This is a genomic window from Brevundimonas basaltis (assembly GCF_014202075.1).
Classification (GTDB): Bacteria; Pseudomonadota; Alphaproteobacteria; order Caulobacterales; family Caulobacteraceae; genus Brevundimonas; species Brevundimonas basaltis.
Genome location: NZ_JACHFZ010000001.1, coordinates 312,802 through 335,128, shown reverse-complemented (window position 1 = coordinate 335,128; position 22,327 = coordinate 312,802). Strand labels below are relative to the sequence as shown.

Sequence of the window (22,327 nt, the reverse complement as noted above, 5' to 3'; positions counted from 1 at the left end):
CGATTTGAAATCCTCCACCGTTCAGGCCGCCGCGGCCAAGCCTCGAACGATCGACTCCGCCACTCGCCGCGCCTGCGCGTCCACGGCCAGGGCCGCATCGCAGGCGTTGCTGGAACCGGAATCTACCCCCGAGGCCGTTACGCGCGACAAGGTGTCGGCGACGACTGCGGCAATATTGAGAAAGGCCAGACGACGGTCAAGAAAAGCCAGGGCCGCGACCTCATTGGCCGCGTTGAACACGATCGGGGCCGAACCGCCCGCCTGCAAGGCCTCGCGGGCGAGTTTGAGGGCCGGAAAGCGGACCTCGTCCGGCGCCTCGAAGGTGAGGCTGCCCAAGGCCGCGAGGTCCAGCGTCGGCGCGGGCCAGGCGATCCGATCCGGCCAGGCGAGGGCGCAGGCGATCGGAGTTTTCATGTCCGGCGGCCCCATCTGGGCCAGGGTCGAGCCATCGACGTATTCGACCATGCTGTGAATGATCGATTCCGGATGCACGACGACGTCGATGCGATCCCCGGTCATGTCGAACAGATAGGCTGCCTCGATCGCCTCCAGGCCCTTGTTGGCCATGGTGGCGCTGTCGACCGAGATCTTGGCGCCCATGCTCCAGTTGGGATGGGCCACGGCCTGTTCCGGCGTGATCCCGGCCAGGGCCTCGCGCGGCGTGGTCCGGAACGGCCCGCCGGACGCGGTCAGGACGATCTTGCTGACCTGATGCGGCGCGTCGTGAGGAAACACCTGAAAGATGGCCGAATGCTCCGAATCGACCGGGATCAGCCGACCGCCGGAGCGGCGAACGCGGTCGATCAGCGCCGGGCCACAGCAAACCAGGCTTTCCTTGTTGGCCAACGCCAGGGTCGCGCCGGTGTCTGCGGCCGCCCACGCCGAGCGCAGACCGGCGGCCCCGACGATGGCGGCCATGACCCAGTCGGCCGGGCGGGCGGCGGCGTCGATCACCGCCCCCTCCCCGGCCGCAGCCTCGACCCCGGTTCCGGCCAGGGCCTCCCGCAATTCGCCCAGACGAGCCGGATCGGCGGTGACGGCCACCCGGGGCTTCCAGCGCCGCGCCTGCTCCGCCAGTCGGCCGATGTTGGCGCCGCCGGTCAGGGCCTCGACCTCGAAGGCTCCGGTTCCACTGGCCTCGGCCTGCTCCATCAACTCCAGCGTCGAGCTCCCGACCGATCCGGTCGAGCCCAGGACAGTGACGCGGCGGCGGATCATGCGCCGGCTCCGAACGTCACGAACAGCAGCCGGCCGCAGGCCACCACCACGACCGCGAACATCAGGCCGTCGACCCGGTCGAGCAAGCCCCCATGACCCGGGATCAGCTTGCCGGCGTCCTTGACCCCGTAGCGCCGCTTCAGCGCGGACTCCCACAGGTCGCCCGCCATCGTGGCCAGGGCCGCGGCGAGGCCGAGGAGCGCGCCCCATGCGGGACCAATCCCGAGATCGAGCCATGTCGCCAGCAGGGCGCCGGCGCCGGTGCCGGCCGCCAGCCCGCCGATGAAGCCGGACCAGGTCTTGTTGGGCGAGAACCGCGGCCAAAGCTTCCGGCCGCCGATCAGACTGCCCACCAGATAGGCCATGATGTCCGACGCCCAGGCGATGACGAAGGCCGACACCGTCCAGGCCAGACCGCTGGCCGACGACCCGTCCCGCAGCCAGATGAGCAGGACGGCCGGCCAGCCGAGATAGAGAACGCCATAGGCGGCGTCGAGCGCCTCCTGCCCCCGGCTGCGCGCGAAAAGTCCCGCCGCCGCGGCGCAGAACACCAGCATGACGAGGGCCAGCGAAAGCTGCTCGACGTGGGCCGAAATGACCGCGGCGAACAGGCCGAAACCGACCGCCCCGGCCATCACGCGCCACGCGGTCGCGGCGCTCATCATCGCCCATTCGACCGCCAGCAGGGCGCAGGCCAGCAGCATGAGCGCCAGGAACCATGGTCCGCCGGCCCAGATGCCGAGCACCGCCGCCGGCGCCAGCACGATGGCCGACGCGGCGCGCAGACCGATGTCGCCGGCCCGAACCGCCATCAGCCGGCCGCCACGGCGGGCGCGGCCGTCAGGCCGCCGAAACGCCGGTCGCGATTGCGATACTGCTCGACCACGTCCGCCAGCGCCTCCGGGCCGTAGTCCGGCCACAGCACCTGCTGGTAGACCAGCTCGGCATAGGCGGCCTCCCACAGCAGGAAGTTCGACAGGCGCTGCTCGCCCGAGGTGCGCACGATGACGTCGACCGGCGGCCCGCCGGCGGTCGACAGGCCGAGTCCCAGCGTCTCCTCGTCGAGGGGACCCGTCGTCTCACCCGCCAGCACGCGTTCGAGGTGCCTTTGCGCGGCATCGACGATGTCGGCCCGCCCCCCGTAGTTGAAGGCGACCTGCAGCAGGAATTTGGTGTTGTGGGCGGTCTGCGCCTCGGTGCGCTCGACGATTTCGGCGATATCGTCGGGCAGGCCGGCGCGGCGTCCGAGAATCCGCACCCGGACGCCTTCGCGATCCAGCCGCTTCAGATCGCTGGCGACATAGGAGCGGACCAGGCCCATCAGGTCCGAGACCTCCTCCGCCGGACGCCGCCAGTTCTCGGTGGAGAAGCCGAACACCGTCAGGCAGCGGATGCCCAGCGCCGGAGCCGCCTGAACGGTCCGCTTCAGCGCCTGCACGCCTTCGCGGTGCCCCATGGCCCGCGGCAGCCCACGCGCCTGCGCCCAGCGACCGTTCCCGTCCATGATCAGGGCGACGTGGCGCGGCCCGTCCAACGCGGGCTGGGGATCAAGGGGTTTGACGGGCATGACCGGCGCGTATCCTACGGCATAACGCGCCGTCAAACCTGCATGATCTCAACTTCCTTGGCCTTCAAGGTCTCGTCGATGCGTTTGATGGCCGCGTCCGTGTCCTTCTGGACCTCGGCTTCCATCTTCTTCTGCTCGTCCTGACTGATCTCGGAGGCCTTCTCGGCCTTCTTCAGATCATCATTGGCGTCGCGTCGCACGTTCCGGACGGCGATCTTCTGCTGCTCGGCGTATTTGCCGGCCAGCTTGGCCAGCTCCTTGCGCCGCTCCTCGGTCAGCGCCGGCACCGGGATGCGCAGCATCTGTCCATCGACGATGGGGTTGAGTCCGAGGCCAGCCGCGCGGATGGCTTTCTCGACCGGCCCGACCATGCTCTTGTCCCAGACATTGACCGAGATCATGCGCGGCTCGGGCACGCTGATCGCGGCGACGGAGTTCAGCGGCGCGGTGGAGCCGTAGGCCTCGACCTGCACGGGATCCAGCAGGCCGACGTTGGCGCGGCCGGTGCGCAGGCCGGCGAACTCTTCCTTCAGCGCGCCGACCGCCTTGTCCATGCGGTCGCGGTAGCTCTTCAGATCAGGCTTGGCCATGGTCTTTTCTCTCGTTCTTTAATGGCTTGTCAGGCTGACTTTGCGTCCGATGTTATGACCGTGAAGGTCCCCTTTCCGGTCAGGGTCTTGCGCAGCGTACCCGGCTCCCGGATCGAGAAGACCACGATCGGAATACCGGAATCGCGCATCAGGGCGATCGCCGAGGCGTCCATGACCTTGAGGTCCTTGGCCAGCACGTCGTGGTAGCTGAGGGTGTCGTAACGCGTCGCCGACGGATCCTTCTTCGGATCAGCGGTATAGACGCCATCGACGCTGGTGCCCTTGAGCAGGGCGTCGCAGCCCATCTCGGCGGCCCGCAGGGCAGCGCCCGAATCCGTCGTGAAGAAGGGCGCGCCGACCCCGGCGGCGAAGATCACCACCCTGCCCTTCTCGAGGTGGCGCAGGGCCCGACGGCGCACATAGGGCTCAGCCACCGCGTTCATGGTCAGGGCGCTCTGGACCCGGGTCTGGACCCCGATCTTCTCCAGCGCCGCCTGCATGGCCAGGGCGTTCATCACCGTCGCCAGCATGCCCATATAGTCGGCGGTGGCGCGTTCCATGTCGCCGGCGGCCTTGCTCAGCCCGCGGAAGATGTTGCCGCCGCCGATGACGAGGCAGATTTCGACTCCCTCGCGCGCCACCCGGGCCACCGCCTCGGCCACCTTGGCGACCGTCTTCATGTCGATGCCGTAGGGCTGATCGCCCATCAGCACCTCGCCCGAGACCTTCAGCAGGACGCGCTTGTAGCGGAACTCTGACGGGGCATCGGGCATGGCGGGTCCTTGGGCAGGCGGGATTCGGCTTCTTATAGGCAGCCCCCCGCCCCGTTCAAAGGCCTGTGACACGCCAGAAAGCGAGCCGGCCCGACGATCAGAGCCTCAGAACGATGGTCTCGACAATCGGTCGGCGGTCCCAGATTTGCTGGCTCGCCTTCTTTAAAGCCCGCGAGACGGCCTGCTCGATGACCAGTTCATCGTCCAGCGCCGCGCCCTTCAGCTTGGTGACCGCCGCCTCGGCCCGTTCGGCCAGGTCGTCCAGCGCGTCGCCGAGGGGCGATTCCGCGTCGCCCGGGAGACCGATGGCGCGCACGTCGATATCGCTGACGATCTTGCCGCGCCGGTCCATCGCGAAGCTGACGATCAGCACGCCGTTGGTCGAGGCGTGGCGACGCTCGTGCAGCGCCTCGCCCTGTTCAGTCACCAGACGGCCGCCGTCGACGTACAGACGGCCGCTGGGAACCTCGTCGATGATGGCGGCGGGTCCGGGAGCGAGTCGCACCATGTCGCCGTTGCGGGGCGTGACCGTCTCCGGCACGCCGATATCCTTGGCCAGATTGGCGTGTTCAGCCAGATGGCGGCGCATGCCGTGGGTCGGGACGGCGATCTTCGGCCGCGCCCAGGCGTACATCTGGCGCAACTCCTCGCGGCAGGGGTGGCCCGAGACGTGGATGCCGGGGTGATCCTTCTCGGTGTAGATGCGCACCCCGCGGTCGGTCAGCTTGTCCTGCAGGCGGCCGATCGACAGCTCGTTGCCCGGGATGACCCGCGACGAAAAGATGCAGTGATCGCCCCGGCTCAGCTTGATGTAGGGATGGGTGCCCTCGGCCACGCGCGACAGGGCCGCCCTCGCCTCGCCCTGGCTGCCGGTGCACAGATAGAGGATCTCGTCGGCCGGCCAGACGCGCGCCTCCTGCTCCGACAGGAAGGGCTTGATGTCCTGCATCATGCCGACCGACTTGGCGGCGGCGGTGATGCGGTGCATCGACCGCCCCGCCAGCGAGACCCGCCGCCCCGAGGCCTCGGCCGCGCGGATGACGCTGTCCATGCGGGCAACGTTCGAGGCGAAACAGCCGACGGCGATGCGGCCCTTCAACGAACCGATCAGCTCGGTCAGGGCGTCGCGCACGCCGCCCTCCGACCCCGCCACGCCCTCGACGAAGACGTTGGTGGAATCGCACACCATGGCCAGCACGCCCTCGTCGCCGAGGCGGCTGATGGCGCGTGAATCGGTGACCGCGCCGACGATCGGCTCGTCGTCGATCTTCCAGTCGCCGGTGTGCAGGACCGTCCCCAGCGGCGTCCGGATAGCCAGACCGTTCGGCTCGGCGATCGAATGGGTCATGGTGATGAAGTCGACCGTGAACGGCCCGAGATCGATGGAGCCGCCCAGCGGAATCTCGTTGATCTCGACCTGATCGAGGATGCCTGCCTCACGCAGCTTCTCGCGGATCAGAAAGACGGTGAACGGCGTGGCGTACAGCGGGGCCTTCATACGCGACCACAGCCAGCCGAGCGCGCCGATATGGTCTTCGTGGGCGTGGGTCAGCACGATGCCGCGAATGGTTTCGCCCTCAAGGAAGGCGGGATCGGGCACAATGACATCCACGCCGGGCGTCGACAGGTCGCCAAAGGTCACGCCCACGTCGACGACGATCCACTCGCGGTTCGCCTCGGGACCGTAGCCGTACAGATTCAGGTTCATTCCGATTTCGCCCGACCCGCCGAGCGGCAGGAAGACGAATTCGTCGCTGGTTTTCTTTTTCATACGTCCTTGATGTGGGTGTTCCGCCGCCAGATTTCGAGCAGGCCGCGGATAGTCAGGTCCGGATCGAACCGGTCGATGGAATCGGTCGCGCCTTCGAACAGCGAGGCGACCCCGCCGGTTCCGATGACGGTCATGGGATTGCCCCACTCCGCCTTGATGCGCGCCACCAGGCCTTCGATCAGGGCGACATAGCCCCAGAAGACGCCGGATTGCATGTTGGATACGGTGTCCTTGCCGATCACCCGCTCGGGCCGCTGGATGGCGATGCGGGGCAGCATCGCCGCCGCCTCGTGCAGGGCCTGCAGGCTCAGATTGATGCCCGGCGCGATGACCCCGCCCTCGAAGGCGCCGTCAGCCGCGACCACGTCGAAGGTGGTGGCGGTGCCGCTGTCGATGATGACCAGATCGCCGGGATAGGCCAGATGCGCGCCGATGGCGTTGACCAGCCGGTCCGCGCCCGCCTCGCTCGGCTTCAGGATCCGCACCCCGATGCCCAGATCGACATTGTCGCCGATGACCAGCGGCTCGACGTTCAGATAGCGGCGGGACAGGTTGCGCAGGTTGAAGATCGACTGCGGCACGACGCTGGAGATGATGCAGCCGTCCAGCTGGCGGATATCGAGGCCGCGCATGGTCAGCAGCTGGCTCAGCCAGACCGCGTATTCATCGGCCGTGCGAGTGCTCTCGGTGGCTGTCCGCCACTGGGCCACCCAGTCCGTGCCGTCGTGGACCGCGAACAGCGTATTGGTGTTCCCTTGCTCGATGGCCAGAAGCATCAGGCGGGCTCCCCGAAGAATACGTCGCCGGCCGAAATCAGCCGTAGCGTGCCGTCGGCCAGCCGAAGCCTGAGGGCCCCGTCCGGCGCAACGCCCTCGGCCCGGCCCTCGACCGTCTCATGTCCGAGGCGGGCCGTCGCTGGCCCCTTCAGACCAGTGGTGCGGGCCGTCCAGGCGTCAAGGATAGGCTCGAAGCCCAGCGTCCGCCACCGCTCGAGCCAGACCGCGAAGGCCTGAGCCAGCCTGGCGCCGGCGGTTTCGACGGACGGCGGCGCCCCGACATCACCCCTCAGGTGCTGGGCCAGACAGGTCGCCGGCCGCTCCGTTCCGGTCGGCGCGCTGGCCAGATTGACGCCGATCCCGACCGCCAGCCACAGCCCGCCAGCTGGATGGGAGCCGGACTCGACCAGCACGCCGGAGGCCTTGTCTCCCGCTAGCATGACGTCATTGGGCCATTTGATCGTCACCAGCGACGGCGGGGCATAGGCGTCCAGCAGGTCGGCGACGGACAGCGCCGCGATGAAGGTGATCTGGGCGGCCTCGGCCGGCGCCTTCCGCGTCGTCAGCAGCAGGGTCCCGAACAGGTTGCCGCTGTCGCTCGCCCACGATCGCCCCCGGCGGCCCCGGCCCGCGGTTTGTCGGCGCGCGGTGATCCACAGCGGACCGGTCTCGCCGGCCTCGGCCCGACGGCGGGCCTCCGCGTTGGTGGAGTCGGTCTGTTCGAGCAGCAGGACAGGCGCGGCCGAAGCCACCGTCAGCCCGCCCCGTAGCCGACGGCCGCCGCCCGCGTCAGGGGCTCCAGCCAGGTCAGGGCGACCATCACCAGCGGGAAGGAGAACAGGGCCGCGGCGATGGCGATGGTCTTCGCCTCGATCGGCGAACGGTCGATGGCCTCGACGCCTTCCGGCGCCGGATCGAACCACATCAGCTTGATGATGCGCAAATAGTAGAAGCCGGCCACGACAGAGGCTACCAGGCCGGCGGCGCCGACCATCCAGTACCCCGCCTCCGCGGCGGCGCCGAACACGGCCCACTTGCCCCAGAAGCCGGCCAGCGGCGGCATCCCCAGCACCGACAGCGACAGCACGGTCAAAACCAGCGCCATCACCGGTCGGTCCTTGCGCAGGCCGGCGAAGTCCTCAATGCGGCGGATCGGACGTCCATTGCGGCTCAGCGACAGGATCAGAGCGAAGAAGCCGAACTGATCGATCACGTACAGGGTCATGAACAGAAGCATGGCCTGCACGCCCAGGGTCGTGCCGACGGCGATGCCAAGCAGGGCATAGCCGATGTTGGCGATCGACGAATAGGCTAGCAGCCGCTGCAGGTCCTTCTGCACCAGTCCGCCGAAGGCGCCGACGGCGAAGGAGATCAGCGAGATCAGGATCAGCACCTGGGCCCACTGGTCGTGGGAACCGGCAAAGGCCCCCTCCAGCGTGCGGGCGATCAACACCATGGCGGCGACCTTGGGCGCGGTGGCGAACAGGGCCACGACGGGGGTCGGCGCGCCCTCGTAGACATCGGGCGTCCACATGTGGAACGGCGCGGCCGACACCTTGAAGGCCAGGCCGCAGATCAGGAACACCAGACCGAAGATCAGGCCCGGCGAGGCATTGGTCGCGGCGTAGGCGGCGATCTCGTCGAACCGCATCGAGCCGGTGAAGCCGTAGATCAGGCTGGCGCCGTAGAGCAGCAGGCCGGACGAGAGGGCGCCGAGCACGAAATATTTCAGGCCGGCCTCGGACGCCTTCAGGTCGTCGCGGTGGAAGGCGGCCAGCACATACAGGGCCAGCGAATGCAGTTCGATGCCGACGTAGAGCGAGATCAGATCGCCCGACGAGGCCATCATCCCCATGCCGGCGGAAGCCAGCACGATCAGCACCGGGAATTCGAAGCGGGCGATGCGCGTGCGCTTCATCCATCCGTCGCCGAGCACGATGGCCACGGCGCTGGACAGGAAGATCAGCGCCTTGCCGTAGACGGCCAGCGGATCGGCCACATAGGCGCCGTTGAAGGCCTGGCCGAGCGGGCCGGTCACCGCTAGCGCCGTAGCGGCGAGCAGGAGCAGGATCGAAAGCACGGAAACGAACCGCGCGCTCTTCTCGCCGGCGAAGGCGCCGAGCATCAGCAGCACGAGGCCGCCAACCGCCAGCGTGGCTTCGGAAGCGGAAAGCTGAAGAGCGGAAATCAGATCAGGCATCATCGTCTCACCCGCCGATCGCAAGTTGATAGGCGGAGGTCAGGGCCTCGACCGAGGCGGCGGTGTAGTCGAGCACGAGGCCGGGCTGCACGCCGAGCCAGATCGTGCCGAGGATCAGCGGGGCGAAGATCAGCAGTTCGCGCCTGTCGACGTCGGTGATGGTCTTCATCGCCGGGTTGGTGATCTCGCCGAACATGACGTTGCGGTACAGGGTCAGGGCGTAGACCGCCGAGAAGATCACCCCCGAGGCCGCGAACAGCGCCGTCCACGTCGACACCTGGTAGACGCCGGTCATGGTCAGGATCTCGCCGATAAAGCCCGAGGTGCCGGGCAGGCCGACGTTGGCCATGGTGAACAGCATGAAGATGGCCGCGAACCACGGCATCCGCGCCGTCAGCCCGCCGTACAGGGCGATCTCGCGGGTGTGCATGCGGTCGTAGACCACGCCGACGCAGAGGAAGAGCGCGCCCGAAATCAGGCCGTGGCTCAGCATCTGGAACACCGCGCCCTGCACGCCCTGATCATTGCCGGCGAAGATGCCCATGGTCACGAAGCCCATGTGCGCCACCGACGAATAGGCGATCAGCTTCTTCATGTCGGTCTGCCGGAACGCGACCAGCGAAGTGTAGACGATGGCGATGGCCGACAGCGCGAAGACCAGCGGCGCGAACATCTCCGACGCCAGCGGGAACATCGGCAGGTTAAACAGCAGGAAGCCGTAGCCGCCGAGCTTCAGCAGGATGCCGGCCAGGATGACCGATCCCGCCGTCGGGGCCTGAACGTGGGCGTCGGGCAACCAGGTGTGAACCGGCCACATCGGCATCTTGACCGCGAACGAGGCGAAGAAGGCCAGCCAGAGCATGGGCTGGGCGTAGGCCGGGAAGTCGAACGCCTTCAGCGCCGGAATGCTGGTCGTGCCGGCCTCAGCCGCCATCCACAGCATGGCCAGCAGCATCAGGACGGAGCCCAGCAGGGTGTAGAGGAAGAATTTGTAGGCCGCATAGATGCGGTTCGCCCCGCCCCACACTCCGATGATGATGAACATCGGCACCAGGGTGCCTTCGAAGAAGATGTAGAACAGGAACAGGTCCAGCGCGGTGAACACGCCGATGACCAGCGTCTCCAGCACCAGGAAGGCGATCATGTAGTCGACCACCCGCTCCCTGATCGTCGTCCAGCTGGCGATGATGCAGATCGGCATCAGGAAGGCGGTCAGCAGCACGAACAGGATCGAAATCCCGTCGACGCCCATGTGGTATTCCGCGCCCGTGAACCAGGCGTAGCGCTCCACGAACTGATAGGCCGCGCTCGAGACGTCGAAGCCGGCCACCAGGACCGCCGAAACGGCGAGCGTCGCGAGCGTCGTGACCAATGCGATCCAGCGGGCCGCGCCGGCGGCGTCGCCCCTGCCCATCAGGCGGGCGAGCAGGATCAGGCCCGCGCCGACCAGCGGGAGGAAGGTGACGACGCTCAGGATGAAGGGGATCTGGGGCAAGATCAGGCTCCCCACGCATAGATGGCGAAGGCGAGGAAGGCGGCCACGCCGAGCAGCATCACGAACGCATAGTGGTAGACATAGCCGGACTGGAGTTTGCCTAGTCTGGCGGCGGATTTCAGCGCCGCCCAGGCCGCGCCGTTGGGGCCGAGCCCGTCGATGATCTTCACGTCGCCGACCTTCCAGAACAGGTCGCCGACGGCCTTGGCGCCGCGCACGAAGACCACGTCATACAGCTCGTCAAAATACCATTTGTTGTAGAGGAAGGCGTGGATCACGCCGCCGCGGTCGGCCATGCGACGGGCCATGCCTTCCTTCAGGACATAGAGCCAGAAGGCGGCGAAGGTGCCGATCAGGGTCAGGACCAGCGGAGACCACTTCACCCAGGTCGGAACCGCGTGCGCCTCGTGCAGGACGTGATTGGCCGCGCCGGTGAAGATGGCCCCGCGCCAAAACTCGTTCTCATGGTGTCCGGTGAAGAACGGCTCGAACAGGAAGCCCGCCGCGATCGCGCCGATCGACAGCAGCAGCAGCGGCACGAGCATGACCCAGGGACTCTCGTGCGGCTTCAATGGGCCATGATGGTGATGATCGTCATGCGCATGCGCGCCGCGGTCTCCATCGTCCGCCAGCGGCTCGGAGTGGGTCTCCAGTTGAGCGTCGGTGGCGTGGTCGTCCGCATGGTGCGCGCCCTCTTCCTTCCACACCGGCTTGTTGTGGAAGGTCATGAAGATCAGCCGCCACGAATAGTAGGCCGTCAGGCCGGCGGCGAGGATGCCGACGAGGAAGGCGAACAGGCCCATCGGCGAGTGGTTGCTCGCGGCCGCCGCGAAGGCGCTCTCGATGACGATGTCCTTCGAATAGAAGCCGGCCAGGCCGCCGATCCCGGGAATGCCCAGGCCGGTGATGGCGATGGTGCCGATCATCATCACCGCATAGGTGATGGGCAGCAGTTTCCACAGACCCCCCATCTTCCGCATGTCCTGCTCGTGATGCATGCCGTGGATCACCGAGCCGGCGCCGAGGAACAGCAGGGCCTTGAAGAAGGCGTGGGTGAACAAGTGGAACATGGCCGCCTCATAGGCGCCCACGCCGGCGGCGAAGAACATGTAGCCGAGCTGCGAACAGGTCGAATAGGCGATGACTCGTTTGATGTCGTTCTGGGCCAGGCCAACGGTGGCGGCGAACAGGGCCGTCACCGCGCCGGTCAGGGCGATGATCTGGCTGGCGTACGGCGCATACTCGTAGATCGGCGACAGCAGGCAGACCATGTACACGCCGGCTGTGACCATGGTCGCGGCGTGGATCAGGGCCGACACCGGCGTCGGGCCCTCCATGGCGTCGGGCAGCCAGGTGTGCAGGAAGAACTGGGCCGACTTGCCCATGGCGCCGATGAACAGCAGCACGCCGGCCAGGTCGAGCGCCGACCAGGTATGGCCCAGGAACTCCCAGCCCGTGCCCTCGCGCGCGGCGATCATCGGGAACAGCTCGGCGAACTCAATGGTGCCGAACATCCAGAACACGGTGAAGATGCCCAGCGCGAAACCGAAGTCGCCCACCCGGTTGACCACGAACGCCTTGATCGCGGCCGCCGAGGCGGTGGCCTTCTTGTACCAGAAGCCGATCAGCAGATAGGACGCCAGCCCCACCCCTTCCCAGCCGAAGAACAGCTGCATGAAGTCGGCGGCGGTGACCAGCGCCAGCATGGCAAAGGTAAACAGCGACAGATAGGCGAAGAACCGCGGCTTGTCCGGGTCCTCGGCCATGTAGCCCCAGCTGTAGAGGTGGACCAGCGACGACACCGTCGTGACCACGACCAGCATCACCGCCGACAGGGCGTCGATGCGGATCGACCAGTTCGACTGGAAGTCGCCGACGTGGATGAACGGTGCGATCTGCACCGTGAACGGCTCCAGATGGCCCCAGGTCCACTGGCTGAACACGATCCAGGCGACGGCGCAGGAGAAGAACAGCAGGCCGGTGGTGATCGACTTCGACAGCAGGTCGCCGAGCCGGCGGCCGGACAGGCCGACGATGGCGGCGCCGAGCAGCGGGGCGAAGACGCCGAGGGTGACGAGAAGCTCGAGGTCCACGATCAGCCCTTCATCACGCTGGCGTCGTCGACGGCGATGTCGCCGCGATTACGGAAGAAGGTCACCAGAATGGCCAGGCCGACGGCGGCCTCGGCGGCGGCCACGGTCAGGACGAACATGGCCATGATCTGCCCGGAGACGTCGTTCAGATAGGCCGAGAAGGCGACGAAATTGATGTTCACCGCCAGCAGGATCATCTCGATCGACATCAGGATGATGATGACGTTCTTGCGGTTCACGAAGATGCCGAAAACGCCGATAGTGAACAGGATGGCGCCGACCGCCAGATAGTGCTGCAGCGTGACTTCCATCAGATCAGATCCTCGGCGGAGACGCCCGCGCCAGTCGTCGCGCCCTTGACCTCGACGGCGGTCTTGCGGTCGCGGTTGACCTGGTCGTGGGCCTTCTGGCGCTTGACGTTGGGCTTGTGGCGCAGGGTCAGGACGATGGCGCCGATCATGGCGATCAGCAGTACGATCCCCGCCGCCTGGAAGATGTAGACATAGTCGGTGTAGAGCACCCGGCCGATGGCCTCGACGTTGGTCATGTCGGTGGTGGCGACCGCCGGGGTCACGGCGTTGGCGGCCGCCCCGCCCTGCACCACCACCAGCGAGATCATGATCATCTCGGCCAGCAGGATGCCGGCGACAATGGCCGCCAGCGGCAGGTAGCGGGCGTAGCCCTCGCGCAGGCGCACGAAGTCGACGTCCAGCATCATGACCACGAACAGGAACAGCACCGCGACGGCGCCGACGTAGACCACGACCAGCAGCATCGCGAGAAACTCCGCGCCGAGCAGCACGAACAGCCCCGCCGACGAGAAGAAGGTCAGGATCAGCCACAGCACGCTGTGCACGGGGTTCTTCGCGGTGACGACCATCAGGCCGCCGACCACGGCCACCGCCGCGAGCAGATAGAAGGCTATTCCGGTCAACATCTGAGGCCTGCGCCCCTTTCGGTTATGGGCGGCGATCCCGCGCGGAATCGCCCTCCCCGTTCAGCGGTTGCGCCTTAGCGGTAAGGCGCGTCGAGTTCCAGATTCTTCGCGATCAACCGCTCCCAACGGTCGCCGTTCGAAAGCAGTTTTTCCTTGTCGTAGAGCAGCTCTTCGCGGGTCTCGACGGTGAATTCCGAGTTCGGCCCCTCGACGATGGCGTCCACCGGGCAGGCCTCCTGGCACAGGCCGCAGTAGATGCATTTGACCATGTCGATATCGTAGCGGGTCGTGCGGCGGCTGCCGTCGGCGCGCGGTTCGGCCTCGATGGTGATGGCCTGGGCCGGGCAGATGGCCTCGCACAGCTTGCAGGCGATGCAACGTTCCTCGCCGTTCGGATAGCGGCGCAGCGCGTGCTCGCCCCGAAAGCGCGGCGACTGCGGGTTGCGCTCGAACGGATAGTTCACGGTCGCCTTGGGCCGCATCATGTATTTCAGCGACAGGCCGACGGCGCCGATCACGTCGATCAGCAACGCGCCCTTCGCGGCCTGGATGAGACGGTTAGCCATCAGTCTTTCTCTCCGGCGACGCCGCGGCACAGCTCTTCCTTGCGCGGGTCCTCGTCCTTGGTGATGCGGCACAGGCGGGCGCGTTCGGCCTCCTGCCGTTCGACGGCCTGCTGGCGCCGTTCCCACTGATAGACCGAAACCGGCTCGGCCTCGTAGGTCGGCAGGGTGCAGGCGGTCGTCGAGACGACGGCGGCCAGAGCGATCAGGGTCAGGAGCCGGCTCATGCGCCCACCGCAAAGACGCGCCAGGCGGCGACGATGACGACGGCGACCAGCGAGGTCGGCAGGAAGATCTTCCAACCCAGCCGCATCAGCTGATCATAGCGGTAGCGGGGCACAAAGGCCTTCACCATGGCGATCATGGCGAACCAGAAGATGATCTTGGTAAAGAAGACGAGGAAGTAGAACAGGTTGGCCACGAACTCGGGCCAGTCGTTCAGGAAGTCGGTCGGGAAGCCCGGGTGCCAGCCGCCAAAGAACAGCAGGCTGATCAGGGCGCACATGAAGACGATGTTGGCGTATTCGCCGATCATGAACAGCAGGTACGGCGTCGAGCTGTATTCGACCTGGTAGCCGGCCACGAGCTCCGACTCCGCCTCGGGCAGGTCGAACGGCGGGCGGTTGGTCTCGGCCAGGGCCGAGATGAAGAAGATGATCGCCATCGGGAACATCACCACGATGGTCGGCCAGGTCGCCAGACCTCCGCCGAAGGCGAACCAGTTCCAGATCCAGCCGCCTTGCTGGGTGACGATCTGGGTCAGGTTCATGGTCCCGGCCAGCAGGATCACATTGATGATGACCAGGCCGATGGAGACCTCATAGGACACCATCTGCGCCGCCGAGCGCAGCGAGCCGAGAAACGGATACTTCGAGTTCGAAGCCCAGCCCCCCATGATGATGCCGTACACGCCCAGGCTCGAGATCGCGAAGATGTAGAGGATGCCGACGTTCAGGTCTGAAATGACCCAGCCCGGCGCGAACGGAATCGCCGCCCAGGCGATGAAGGCGAGGATGAAGGTCAGCAGCGGAGCCAGCAGGAAGATCACCTTGTCGGCGCCCGCCGGCACGACGATCTCTTTCAGCACGAATTTGAAGAAGTCGGCGAACGACTGCAGCAGACCGAACGGGCCCACGACGTTCGGCCCCTTCCGCATCTGCACGCCTGCCCAGATCTTGCGGTCGGCCAGCAGCAGGAAGGCGAGCGAGATCAAAATGCCGACGGTGACCAGCAGGATGCCGCCCGCCGTGATCAGGGTCCAACCGAGAGGAGTGCTCCAGAAATCCATCGGGCCTTACTCCGCCGCCATCGCGACCGGCGCGGTCCGCAGGGCGGACAGCTCGGCCATGGTCACGCTGGCGCGCGCGATCGGGTTGTTGAGATAGGGGTCGCGCACGGCCGACTGGAAGGCCGTGTCGCCAAGGTCGCCCTTCTTGCCGAGGCTCGCCACGTCGAACGACGCCGCCGGCGGCCGGTAGTCGATGCGGCCAAAGGTCGGGTGATCGGCCATCAGCTTCGATCGCAGGGCGTCGATGGTATCGTACGGCAGGGTCTGGCCGACCAGCGCCGACAGCGCCCGCAGGATGGCCCAGTCCTCTTTCGCCTGCCCCTTGGGGAAGACGGCCCGTTCGGCCATCTGCACCCGGCCCTCGGTGTTGACGTAAAGGCCGGGCTTCTCGGTATAGGCCGCCCCCGGCAGGATCACGTCGGCCCCGTGCGCGCCCCGATCGCCGTGGCTGCCCAGATAGACCTTGAACGCCTTGCTCGCCGAGGCGTCGATCTCGTCGGCGCCGAGCAGGAACAGCACGTCCAGCGCGCCCTTCTTCGCCATTTCCACCGCCGAAAGGCCGCCCTCGCCGGGGACGAAGCCCATGTCGAGGCCGCCGACGCGCGAGGCGGCGCTGTGCAACACGTTGAAGCCGTTCCAGCCGTCCGCGACCACCCCGACTTTCTTGGCCAGCGCGCCGAGCGCGTTCAGCACGGCCGGTCCGGTCTCGCCGGTCAGCGCGCCTGAGCCGACGATGATCGCCGGCCGCTCGGCCTTGGTCAGAAACTCCATCGCCGCCTTGGGCAGCTTGGCCAGGGTCTTCGAACCTGCGCCGAGCCAGCTGTGCGTGAAGGTCAGATTGACCTGTTCGCCGATGACGCCGACCTCCATCTCGCCGGTCAACCAGGCCTTGCGCAGGCGGGCGTTGAGCAGCGGCGCCTCGGTCCGCGGATTGGCCCCGACGATCAGGACGGCGTCCGCGTTTTCAATCCCTTGCAGGCCGGAGTTGAACAGCCAGCCTTCGCGCGGCCCATGGCCCAGCGCACTGCCGTCCTGACGGCAGTCGGTGTTGGCCGAGCCGAGCGCCCGGAACAGGTCCAGCGCCGCCTTCATCGACTCCGCGTCCTGCAGATCGCCGGCGATGACGCCGATCTTCTCAGGTTTGGCGGCGGTCAGTTTCGCGGCCACGACGCCCAAGGCCTCTTCCCACGAGGCGGCGCGGAGCTTGCCGTTCTCGCGAACGTAAGGCCGATCCAGCCGCTGGCGCTGCAGGCCGTCGACGGCGTAGCGGCTGATGTCCGACAGCCACTCCTCGTTGATGCCCTCGTGCACGCGCGGCAACACGCGCATCACTTCGGCCCCGCGAGCGTCGACGCGGACGTTCGAGCCCAGCGCGTCCATGACGTCGATCGACTCGGTCTTCCTCAGCTCCCACGGGCGGTAGTGGTACTGCCACGGCCGGTGGGTCAGGGCGCCGACCGGGCACAGGTCGTTGACGTTGCCTGACAGCTCGCTGTCGATGTTCTTTTCCAGATAGGTGGTGATCTCGGCGCTCTCGCCGCGCGAGATCATGCCGATGTCCGGAACCCCGGCCACCTCGGTGATGAAGCGGACGCAGCGCGTGCACTGGATGCACCGGGTCATGAAGGTCTTGACCGTTGGACCCATGTTCTTTTCTTCGACGGCGCGCTTGTTCTCGGCGTAGCGCGAGCCGTCGCGGCCATAGGCCATGGCCTGGTCCTGCAGGTCGCACTCGCCGCCCTGGTCGCAGATCGGGCAGTCCAGCGGGTGGTTGATGAGCAGGAACTCCATCACCCCTTCGCGCGCCTTCTTGACCATCGGCGTGTCGGTGAAGATCTCCTGCCCCTCGGCGGCCGGCAGGGCGCAACTCGCCTGCGGCTTCGGCGGTCCGGGCTTCACCTCGACCAGGCACATGCGGCAGTTGCCAGCGATCGACAGCCGCTCATGGTAGCAGAAACGCGGGATCTCATGGCCGGCCTTCTCGGCGACCTGGAGCACGGTCATGCCGGGCTCGAACTCGGTTTCTACGCCGTTGACCTTGGCGACGGGCATCAGCGGGCCTCTTGCTCGGTGGCCACGGCGTACTCTTCCGTGGCGGTCGTCCCATCCGGGAGCGTCGTGTTGATGGTGATGGCCTCGCCGTCAAGGACGAAGCGCGTCACCGGGTCGCCCGACTGGTTCATCCAGCGGGCCTCTTCGGGGGTCTGGGCGTCGGCCGGTTTCCAGGTGATCAGGTCGCCCTCGACCCGGCACTGGGCCCGACGGCGGCCGCCGTCGACCGGCGCGCGCCACGAGGCGTTGACGACCTCGCCCTCGACGCCGTCGATCGAGATGTCCGTCAGTTGCTGGCCGTGGATGCCGGCCAGGCCGGCGCGGCAGACGCGGCGCAGATCGGCGGCGGTCAGCACGGCGGGGGCCGCGGGTGCGACATCGCTTGTCGCCGGCGCCGCCGACACCACCTCGGCCGGAGTCGGCGCGGCCTCGTCCGCCCGCTCGCCGCAGGCGGCGAGGGCGACGGGCGCCAGCATCAGGAAAGCGAGAGCGCGCATCGTCACTCCGCCGCGATCGCGTGGCCGGCGAAGTTCGCGCGGCGGCTGCGGTAGGTGGCGATCCGCTCTTCGATCTCGTGGCGGAAATGGCGGATCAGGCCCTGAACGGGCCAGGCCGCGGCGTCGCCGAGGGCGCAGATGGTGTGGCCCTCGACCTGGCCGGCGACGTCCAGCAGCAGGTCGATCTCCGACGGGTCGGCCTCGCCGATGGCCATCCGCTCCAGCACGCGCCACATCCAGCCGGTGCCCTCGCGGCACGGCGTGCACTGGCCGCAGCTCTCGTGTTTGTAGAAGTAGCTGATGCGGGCGATCGCCTTCACCAGATCGGTCGACTGGTCCATGACGATGACCGCCGCGGTGCCGAGGCCCGAACGCATGTCGCGCAGGCTGTCGAAATCCATCAGGGCGGTCTCGGACATCTCCCGCGTGATCAGCGGCACCGACGAACCGCCCGGGATCACGGCCTTGAGGTTGTCCCAGCCGCCGCGCACGCCGCCGCAGTGCTCTTCCAGCAGCTGACGCAGCGGGATCGACATCGCCTCTTCGACATTGCACGGCCGGTTCACGTGGCCGCTGATGGTCATCAGCTTGGTGCCGGTGTTGTTCGGACGACCGAAGCCCGCGAACCACTCGGCCCCGCGGCGCAGGATGGTGCCGACGACGGCGATCGACTCGACGTTGTTGACCGTGGTCGGGCAGCCGTACAGGCCGGCCCCGGCCGGGAACGGCGGCTTCAGGCGCGGCTGGCCCTTCTTGCCCTCCAGCGACTCCAGCAGGGCCGTCTCCTCGCCGCAGATATAGGCCCCCGCGCCGTGGTGGATGTAGACGTCGAAATCCCAGCCGTGGACGTTGTTCTTGCCGATCAGCTTCGCGTCATAGGCCTGCTTGACCGCGGCCTCCATGCGCTCGCGTTCCAGCACATATTCGCCGCGCAGATAGATGTAGCAGGCGTGGGCCTGCATCGCGAAGCTGGCGATCAGGCAACCCTCGATCAGCAGCTGCGGATCGTGGCGCATGATCTCCCGGTCCTTGGCGGTGCCCGGTTCCGACTCGTCGGCGTTGATGACGAGATAGTGCGGCCGGTCCTTCAGCTCCTTGGGCATGAACGACCACTTCAGACCGGTCGAGAAGCCGGCGCCGCCCCGACCGCGCAGGCCCGAGTTCTTGACGTTGGCGATGATCCAGTCGCGCCCGAGGTCGAGCATGTCCTTCGTGGCGTTCCACGCGCCGCGCTTCTTCGCCCCCTCAAGTCCCCAGTCCTGGAGCCCGTAAAGGTTGGTGAAGATGCGATCCTTGTCTTCGAGGATTCCAACCATGATTCAGTCCATCTCCCGCATACGGCGGCGGTGGTATCGGGTGCGCAGGAAGATGGCGGCCAGCATCAGGGCCCATCCGAGAGCCAGCGCGGCATAGCCGGCGTACTGGATCGCCGGGCCCGCCGGGCCGGCCGCGGTCCCGCCCCAGACGGCGACAGCGCCGAGGATGACCAGGGCGAACCCGGCCAGCCGCTGGTTACGCCCGACCATGCGCAGTTCCGCGCGATAGCGGGCGACCGTTTGGTCGTTCGACAGGTCGGGACGGCTCATGCCGTCACCGGTTCGCTGTTGGGCAGCTTCCTGATCGGCTTGGCGGCCGAGCCGTCATACAGCTTCGGATCGGTCAGGGTCAGGGCCCCGCCCTCCGGCTCGGAACTGGTGCGGCCGACCCGCGACCCGGGCTTGGGGGTCTTGCCGGCGGCGAAGTCGTCGATGATCTGCGCCATGTTCTCCGGCGTCAGGTCTTCGAAATAATAGTCGTTGATCATCGCCATCGGCGCATTGGCGCAGGCGCCAAGGCACTCGACTTCCTCCCAGGTGAAGCGGCCGTCGGCGCTCAGGGTCTGCTTCGGACCGATCCGGCTCTTGCACACGGCCATCAGTTCATTGGCCCCGCGCAGCATGCACGGCGTCGTGCCGCAAACCTGAATAAGCGCAGCCGAACCAACGGGTTCGAGCATGAACATGGTGTAGAAGGTCGCGACCTCCAGAACCCGGATGTACGGCATGGCCAGAAGCTCGCCGATGGCGCGAATGGCGGGCTCGGACACCCAGCCCTCCTGCTTCTGGACCAGCCACAGGATCGGAATCACCGCCGAAGCCTTCCGCTCCGCCGGATATTTGGCGATCCACCAGTCGGCCTTGGCCTTCGTCGCCTTCGAGAAGGCGAACGAGGCGGGCTGTTCCTTGGCGAGACGACGAACGCTCATTGTTGCTTACCCATCCAGCGGCCCAGGCGCTCGCTCCACACGGCGCGGCCGGCATTTCTCAGATCCCGCGACAGCCACGCCATTGGCGGTAGGTAGCGCACGGCCAGCTGGCCGAAGAATATGGCTCCGCTCATCCACACGACGGAGCGCAGATTGGCCTCCCAGAAGCCCCTGCCCTCTTCCAGATAACCGAGCCGGTACGCACCGCGCACCAGCGTCACCCCGGCCGCGGCCGGGGCCGCGGCCAGCGCCGAAGCCAGGGCGAACTTCAGCCCGCCCATGATCGCGCGGCGGCGCGGCGAAAAGGCCAGCTGCATGGCGACGCCGAACGTCAACAGCACGGCGAACCAGATCGCCTGCGTCGTCGTGAAGATCGGCTGGACGGCGAACCCCATCAGCGGTCGACCTCGCCGAACACGATGTCGAGCGAGCCGAGGATGGCGCTGACGTCAGCCAGCATGTGGCCGCGATTCATCCAGTCCATGGCCTGCAGGTGGCGGAAGCCCGGGGCCGAGATCTTGACCCGGTACGGTTTGTTCGAGCCGTCCGACACCAGATAGATGCCGAACTCGCCCTTGGGCGCCTCGACAGCGGCGTAGACCTCGCCCTCCGGCGTCCGGAACCCCTCGGTGTAGAGCTTGAAGTGGTGGATCAGCGATTCCATCGACCGCTTCATCTCACCGCGACGCGGCGGGACGATCTTGTTGTCCTCGGTGATCACCGGCTCGCCGGGGCAGTTGCGCAGCGTGTGGATGCACTGCTCCATGATCCGCACCGACTGCTTCATCTCCTCGATGCGGCAGAGGTAGCGGTCCCAGCAGTCGCCGTTCTTGCCGACGGCGATGTCGAAGTCGAGATCGGCATAGCATTCATACGGCTGCGACTTGCGCAGATCCCAGGGGATGTCCGAACCACGCAGCATCACCCCGGTGAAGCCCCAATCCAGCGCCTGCTGCTTGGTGACCACCCCAATGTCGACGTTGCGCTGTTTGAAGATGCGGTTCTCGGTGACGAGAGACTCGATATCCTTGAGCGCCGCCGGGAATTCCAGGCACCAGCGGCCGATGTCGTCGATCAGGTCCGGCGACAGGTCCTGGTGGACGCCGCCCGGGCGGAAATAGTTGGCGTGCAGACGGGCGCCCGAGGCGCGCTCGTAGAACACCATCAGCTTTTCGCGCTCCTCGAAGCCCCACAGCGGGGGCGTCAGGGCGCCGACGTCCATCGCCTGCGTCGTCACGTTCAGCAGGTGCGACAGGACCCGGCCGATCTCGGAGAACAGCACCCGGATCAGCTGGCCGCGGTACGGCACGTCCATGCCCAGCAGCTTCTCGATGGCCAGGCAGAAGGCGTGCTCCTGGTTCATCGGCGCGACGTAGTCGAGGCGGTCCAGGTAAGGGATGTTCTGGAGGTAGGTGCGCGCCTCCATCAGCTTCTCGGTGCCGCGGTGCAGCAGGCCGATGTGCGGATCGACGCGCGTGACCAGTTCGCCGTCCAGCTCCAGCACCAGGCGCAGCACGCCGTGCGCGGCCGGGTGCTGCGGGCCGAAATTGATCGTGAATTTGCGGTCGTCGAGCGCGCGGGCGTGTTCGGTCCGGCCGTCGGGCTCGTCGTCGAACACGCTGGCGCCGATCGGCGGCGGGAGGGTGGAGGAATCAGCCATCAGCCCTGCACCTTCTCGTCACCCGGCAGCACCGGGGCCGGATAGTCTGCGCCTTCCCACGGCGACTGGAAGTCGAAATTGCGGAACTCCTGGGTCAGCTTGACCGGTTCATAGACGACCCGCTTCTGCTCGTCGTCGTAACGAACTTCGACATAACCGGTCATCGGGAAGTCCTTGCGCAGCGGATGTCCCTGGAAACCGTAATCGGTCAGCAGCCGGCGCAGGTCGGGATGACCCTCGAACAGCATGCCGTACATGTCGAACGCCTCGCGCTCGAACCAGTCGGCGCAGGGGAACACCGACACGGCGCTGGGCACCGGCTGGCGCTCGTCGGTCGTCACCTTGACGCGCAGGCGGGCGTTCCGGGTCAGGCTGAGCAGGTGATAGACGACCTCGAATCGCTCCTCACGATCCGGGAAGTCCACGCCGCAGACGTCCAGCAGTTGCTGGAAGCCGAAGCGGTCGCGCAGCACGGTCAGCACCTCGACGATGCGCCCCCGCTCGGCCACCAGCGTCAGTTCGCCGAACGCGACCTGGGCCTGAACGCCCAGCGCGCCGACCATCTCGGCGCCCAGCGGCGTCAGCCCCGATTCCATCTCCTC

The 22,327-nt window shown here is 67.1% G+C and carries 24 protein-coding genes; all 24 read right to left on the bottom strand.

The window, feature by feature from the left end:
* Positions 1–21: 21 nt before the first annotated feature.
* The 24 genes from dxr to HNQ67_RS01675 all read right to left on the bottom strand — a co-directional run bounded on the left by dxr (position 22) and on the right by HNQ67_RS01675 (position 22,321).
* Positions 22–1,218 carry a 1-deoxy-D-xylulose-5-phosphate reductoisomerase gene (dxr, locus tag HNQ67_RS01790; protein ID WP_183251786.1) on the bottom strand — a complete coding sequence of 399 codons (1,197 nt, stop codon included), beginning with the start codon at positions 1,216–1,218 and terminating at the stop codon, positions 22–24.
* Positions 1,215–2,030, bottom strand: coding sequence for a phosphatidate cytidylyltransferase (locus tag HNQ67_RS01785; RefSeq protein WP_183251784.1), 816 nt, complete (start codon positions 2,028–2,030; stop codon positions 1,215–1,217). Before HNQ67_RS01785 ends, dxr begins: the two co-directional genes overlap by 4 nt.
* Positions 2,030–2,785: a polyprenyl diphosphate synthase gene (gene uppS / locus HNQ67_RS01780; RefSeq protein ID WP_183251782.1), complete on the bottom strand. Its 756-nt coding sequence runs from the start codon at positions 2,783–2,785 to the stop codon at positions 2,030–2,032. Before uppS ends, HNQ67_RS01785 begins: the two co-directional genes overlap by 1 nt.
* A 32-nt stretch (positions 2,786–2,817) precedes the next feature.
* Entirely contained in the window at positions 2,818–3,375 is a 558-nt protein-coding gene (gene frr, locus HNQ67_RS01775) for a ribosome recycling factor (protein WP_183251780.1), read from the bottom strand.
* Positions 3,376–3,404: 29 nt separating this feature from the next.
* Positions 3,405–4,148 (bottom strand): UMP kinase, encoded by a 744-nt coding sequence (pyrH, locus tag HNQ67_RS01770; protein ID WP_183251778.1) that lies wholly within the window; start codon positions 4,146–4,148, stop codon positions 3,405–3,407.
* A 97-nt stretch (positions 4,149–4,245) separates the two neighbouring features.
* Positions 4,246–5,919, bottom strand: a complete 1,674-nt coding sequence (locus tag HNQ67_RS01765) for a ribonuclease J (protein ID WP_183251777.1) — start codon at positions 5,917–5,919, stop codon at positions 4,246–4,248.
* Positions 5,916–6,698 (bottom strand): type III pantothenate kinase, encoded by a 783-nt coding sequence (locus tag HNQ67_RS01760; protein WP_183252729.1) that lies wholly within the window; start codon positions 6,696–6,698, stop codon positions 5,916–5,918. Before HNQ67_RS01760 ends, HNQ67_RS01765 begins: the two co-directional genes overlap by 4 nt.
* Positions 6,695–7,447 carry a biotin--[acetyl-CoA-carboxylase] ligase gene (locus HNQ67_RS01755; protein ID WP_425486324.1) on the bottom strand — a complete coding sequence of 251 codons (753 nt, stop codon included), beginning with the start codon at positions 7,445–7,447 and terminating at the stop codon, positions 6,695–6,697. The genes HNQ67_RS01760 and HNQ67_RS01755 overlap by 4 nt, the downstream gene beginning before the upstream one ends.
* A gap of 2 nt (positions 7,448–7,449) precedes the next feature.
* Positions 7,450–8,895, bottom strand: coding sequence for an NADH-quinone oxidoreductase subunit NuoN (gene nuoN / locus HNQ67_RS01750; RefSeq protein WP_183251775.1), 1,446 nt, complete (start codon positions 8,893–8,895; stop codon positions 7,450–7,452).
* Between the two features lie 7 nt (positions 8,896–8,902).
* Positions 8,903–10,381 (bottom strand): NADH-quinone oxidoreductase subunit M, encoded by a 1,479-nt coding sequence (locus HNQ67_RS01745; RefSeq protein ID WP_183252724.1) that lies wholly within the window; start codon positions 10,379–10,381, stop codon positions 8,903–8,905.
* Between the two features lie 11 nt (positions 10,382–10,392).
* On the bottom strand, positions 10,393–12,483 hold the full coding sequence (nuoL, locus tag HNQ67_RS01740) for an NADH-quinone oxidoreductase subunit L (RefSeq protein WP_183251773.1): 2,091 nt from the start codon (positions 12,481–12,483) through the stop codon (positions 10,393–10,395).
* Between the two features lie 2 nt (positions 12,484–12,485).
* Complete coding sequence (nuoK, locus tag HNQ67_RS01735) at positions 12,486–12,794, bottom strand: NADH-quinone oxidoreductase subunit NuoK (protein ID WP_183251771.1); 309 nt, start codon at positions 12,792–12,794, stop codon at positions 12,486–12,488.
* Positions 12,794–13,420, bottom strand: a complete 627-nt coding sequence (locus tag HNQ67_RS01730; protein WP_183251769.1) for an NADH-quinone oxidoreductase subunit J — start codon at positions 13,418–13,420, stop codon at positions 12,794–12,796. Before HNQ67_RS01730 ends, nuoK begins: the two co-directional genes overlap by 1 nt.
* 74 nt (positions 13,421–13,494) lie before the next feature.
* Positions 13,495–13,986, bottom strand: a complete 492-nt coding sequence (gene nuoI, locus HNQ67_RS01725; protein WP_183251767.1) for an NADH-quinone oxidoreductase subunit NuoI — start codon at positions 13,984–13,986, stop codon at positions 13,495–13,497.
* Positions 13,986–14,210, bottom strand: a complete 225-nt coding sequence (locus HNQ67_RS01720) for a hypothetical protein (protein WP_183251765.1) — start codon at positions 14,208–14,210, stop codon at positions 13,986–13,988. The genes nuoI and HNQ67_RS01720 overlap by 1 nt, the downstream gene beginning before the upstream one ends.
* The gene (gene nuoH / locus HNQ67_RS01715) at positions 14,207–15,271 is read right to left on the bottom strand and encodes an NADH-quinone oxidoreductase subunit NuoH (protein WP_183251763.1); all 1,065 of its coding nucleotides are present in this window, start codon (positions 15,269–15,271) and stop codon (positions 14,207–14,209) included. Before nuoH ends, HNQ67_RS01720 begins: the two co-directional genes overlap by 4 nt.
* A gap of 6 nt (positions 15,272–15,277) precedes the next feature.
* On the bottom strand, positions 15,278–17,323 hold the full coding sequence (gene nuoG, locus HNQ67_RS01710; RefSeq protein WP_183251761.1) for an NADH-quinone oxidoreductase subunit NuoG: 2,046 nt from the start codon (positions 17,321–17,323) through the stop codon (positions 15,278–15,280).
* The gene (locus tag HNQ67_RS01705) at positions 17,323–17,820 is read right to left on the bottom strand and encodes a hypothetical protein (protein ID WP_183251759.1); all 498 of its coding nucleotides are present in this window, start codon (positions 17,818–17,820) and stop codon (positions 17,323–17,325) included. The genes nuoG and HNQ67_RS01705 overlap by 1 nt, the downstream gene beginning before the upstream one ends.
* Positions 17,821–17,822: 2 nt before the next feature.
* A complete protein-coding gene (nuoF, locus tag HNQ67_RS01700) occupies positions 17,823–19,136 on the bottom strand; it encodes an NADH-quinone oxidoreductase subunit NuoF (protein ID WP_183251757.1) in 1,314 nt (437 codons plus the stop codon).
* 3 nt (positions 19,137–19,139) lie between these two features.
* A complete protein-coding gene (locus HNQ67_RS01695) occupies positions 19,140–19,406 on the bottom strand; it encodes a hypothetical protein (RefSeq protein ID WP_183251755.1) in 267 nt (88 codons plus the stop codon).
* Positions 19,403–20,065: an NADH-quinone oxidoreductase subunit NuoE gene (gene nuoE, locus HNQ67_RS01690; RefSeq protein WP_183251753.1), complete on the bottom strand. Its 663-nt coding sequence runs from the start codon at positions 20,063–20,065 to the stop codon at positions 19,403–19,405. The genes HNQ67_RS01695 and nuoE overlap by 4 nt, the downstream gene beginning before the upstream one ends.
* The gene (locus tag HNQ67_RS01685; protein WP_183251751.1) at positions 20,062–20,460 is read right to left on the bottom strand and encodes a hypothetical protein; all 399 of its coding nucleotides are present in this window, start codon (positions 20,458–20,460) and stop codon (positions 20,062–20,064) included. The genes nuoE and HNQ67_RS01685 overlap by 4 nt, the downstream gene beginning before the upstream one ends.
* Positions 20,460–21,725 carry an NADH-quinone oxidoreductase subunit D gene (locus tag HNQ67_RS01680; RefSeq protein WP_183251749.1) on the bottom strand — a complete coding sequence of 422 codons (1,266 nt, stop codon included), beginning with the start codon at positions 21,723–21,725 and terminating at the stop codon, positions 20,460–20,462. Before HNQ67_RS01680 ends, HNQ67_RS01685 begins: the two co-directional genes overlap by 1 nt.
* Positions 21,725–22,321, bottom strand: coding sequence for an NADH-quinone oxidoreductase subunit C (locus HNQ67_RS01675; RefSeq protein WP_425486331.1), 597 nt, complete (start codon positions 22,319–22,321; stop codon positions 21,725–21,727). The genes HNQ67_RS01680 and HNQ67_RS01675 overlap by 1 nt, the downstream gene beginning before the upstream one ends.
* Between the last annotated feature and the right edge of the window lie 6 nt (positions 22,322–22,327).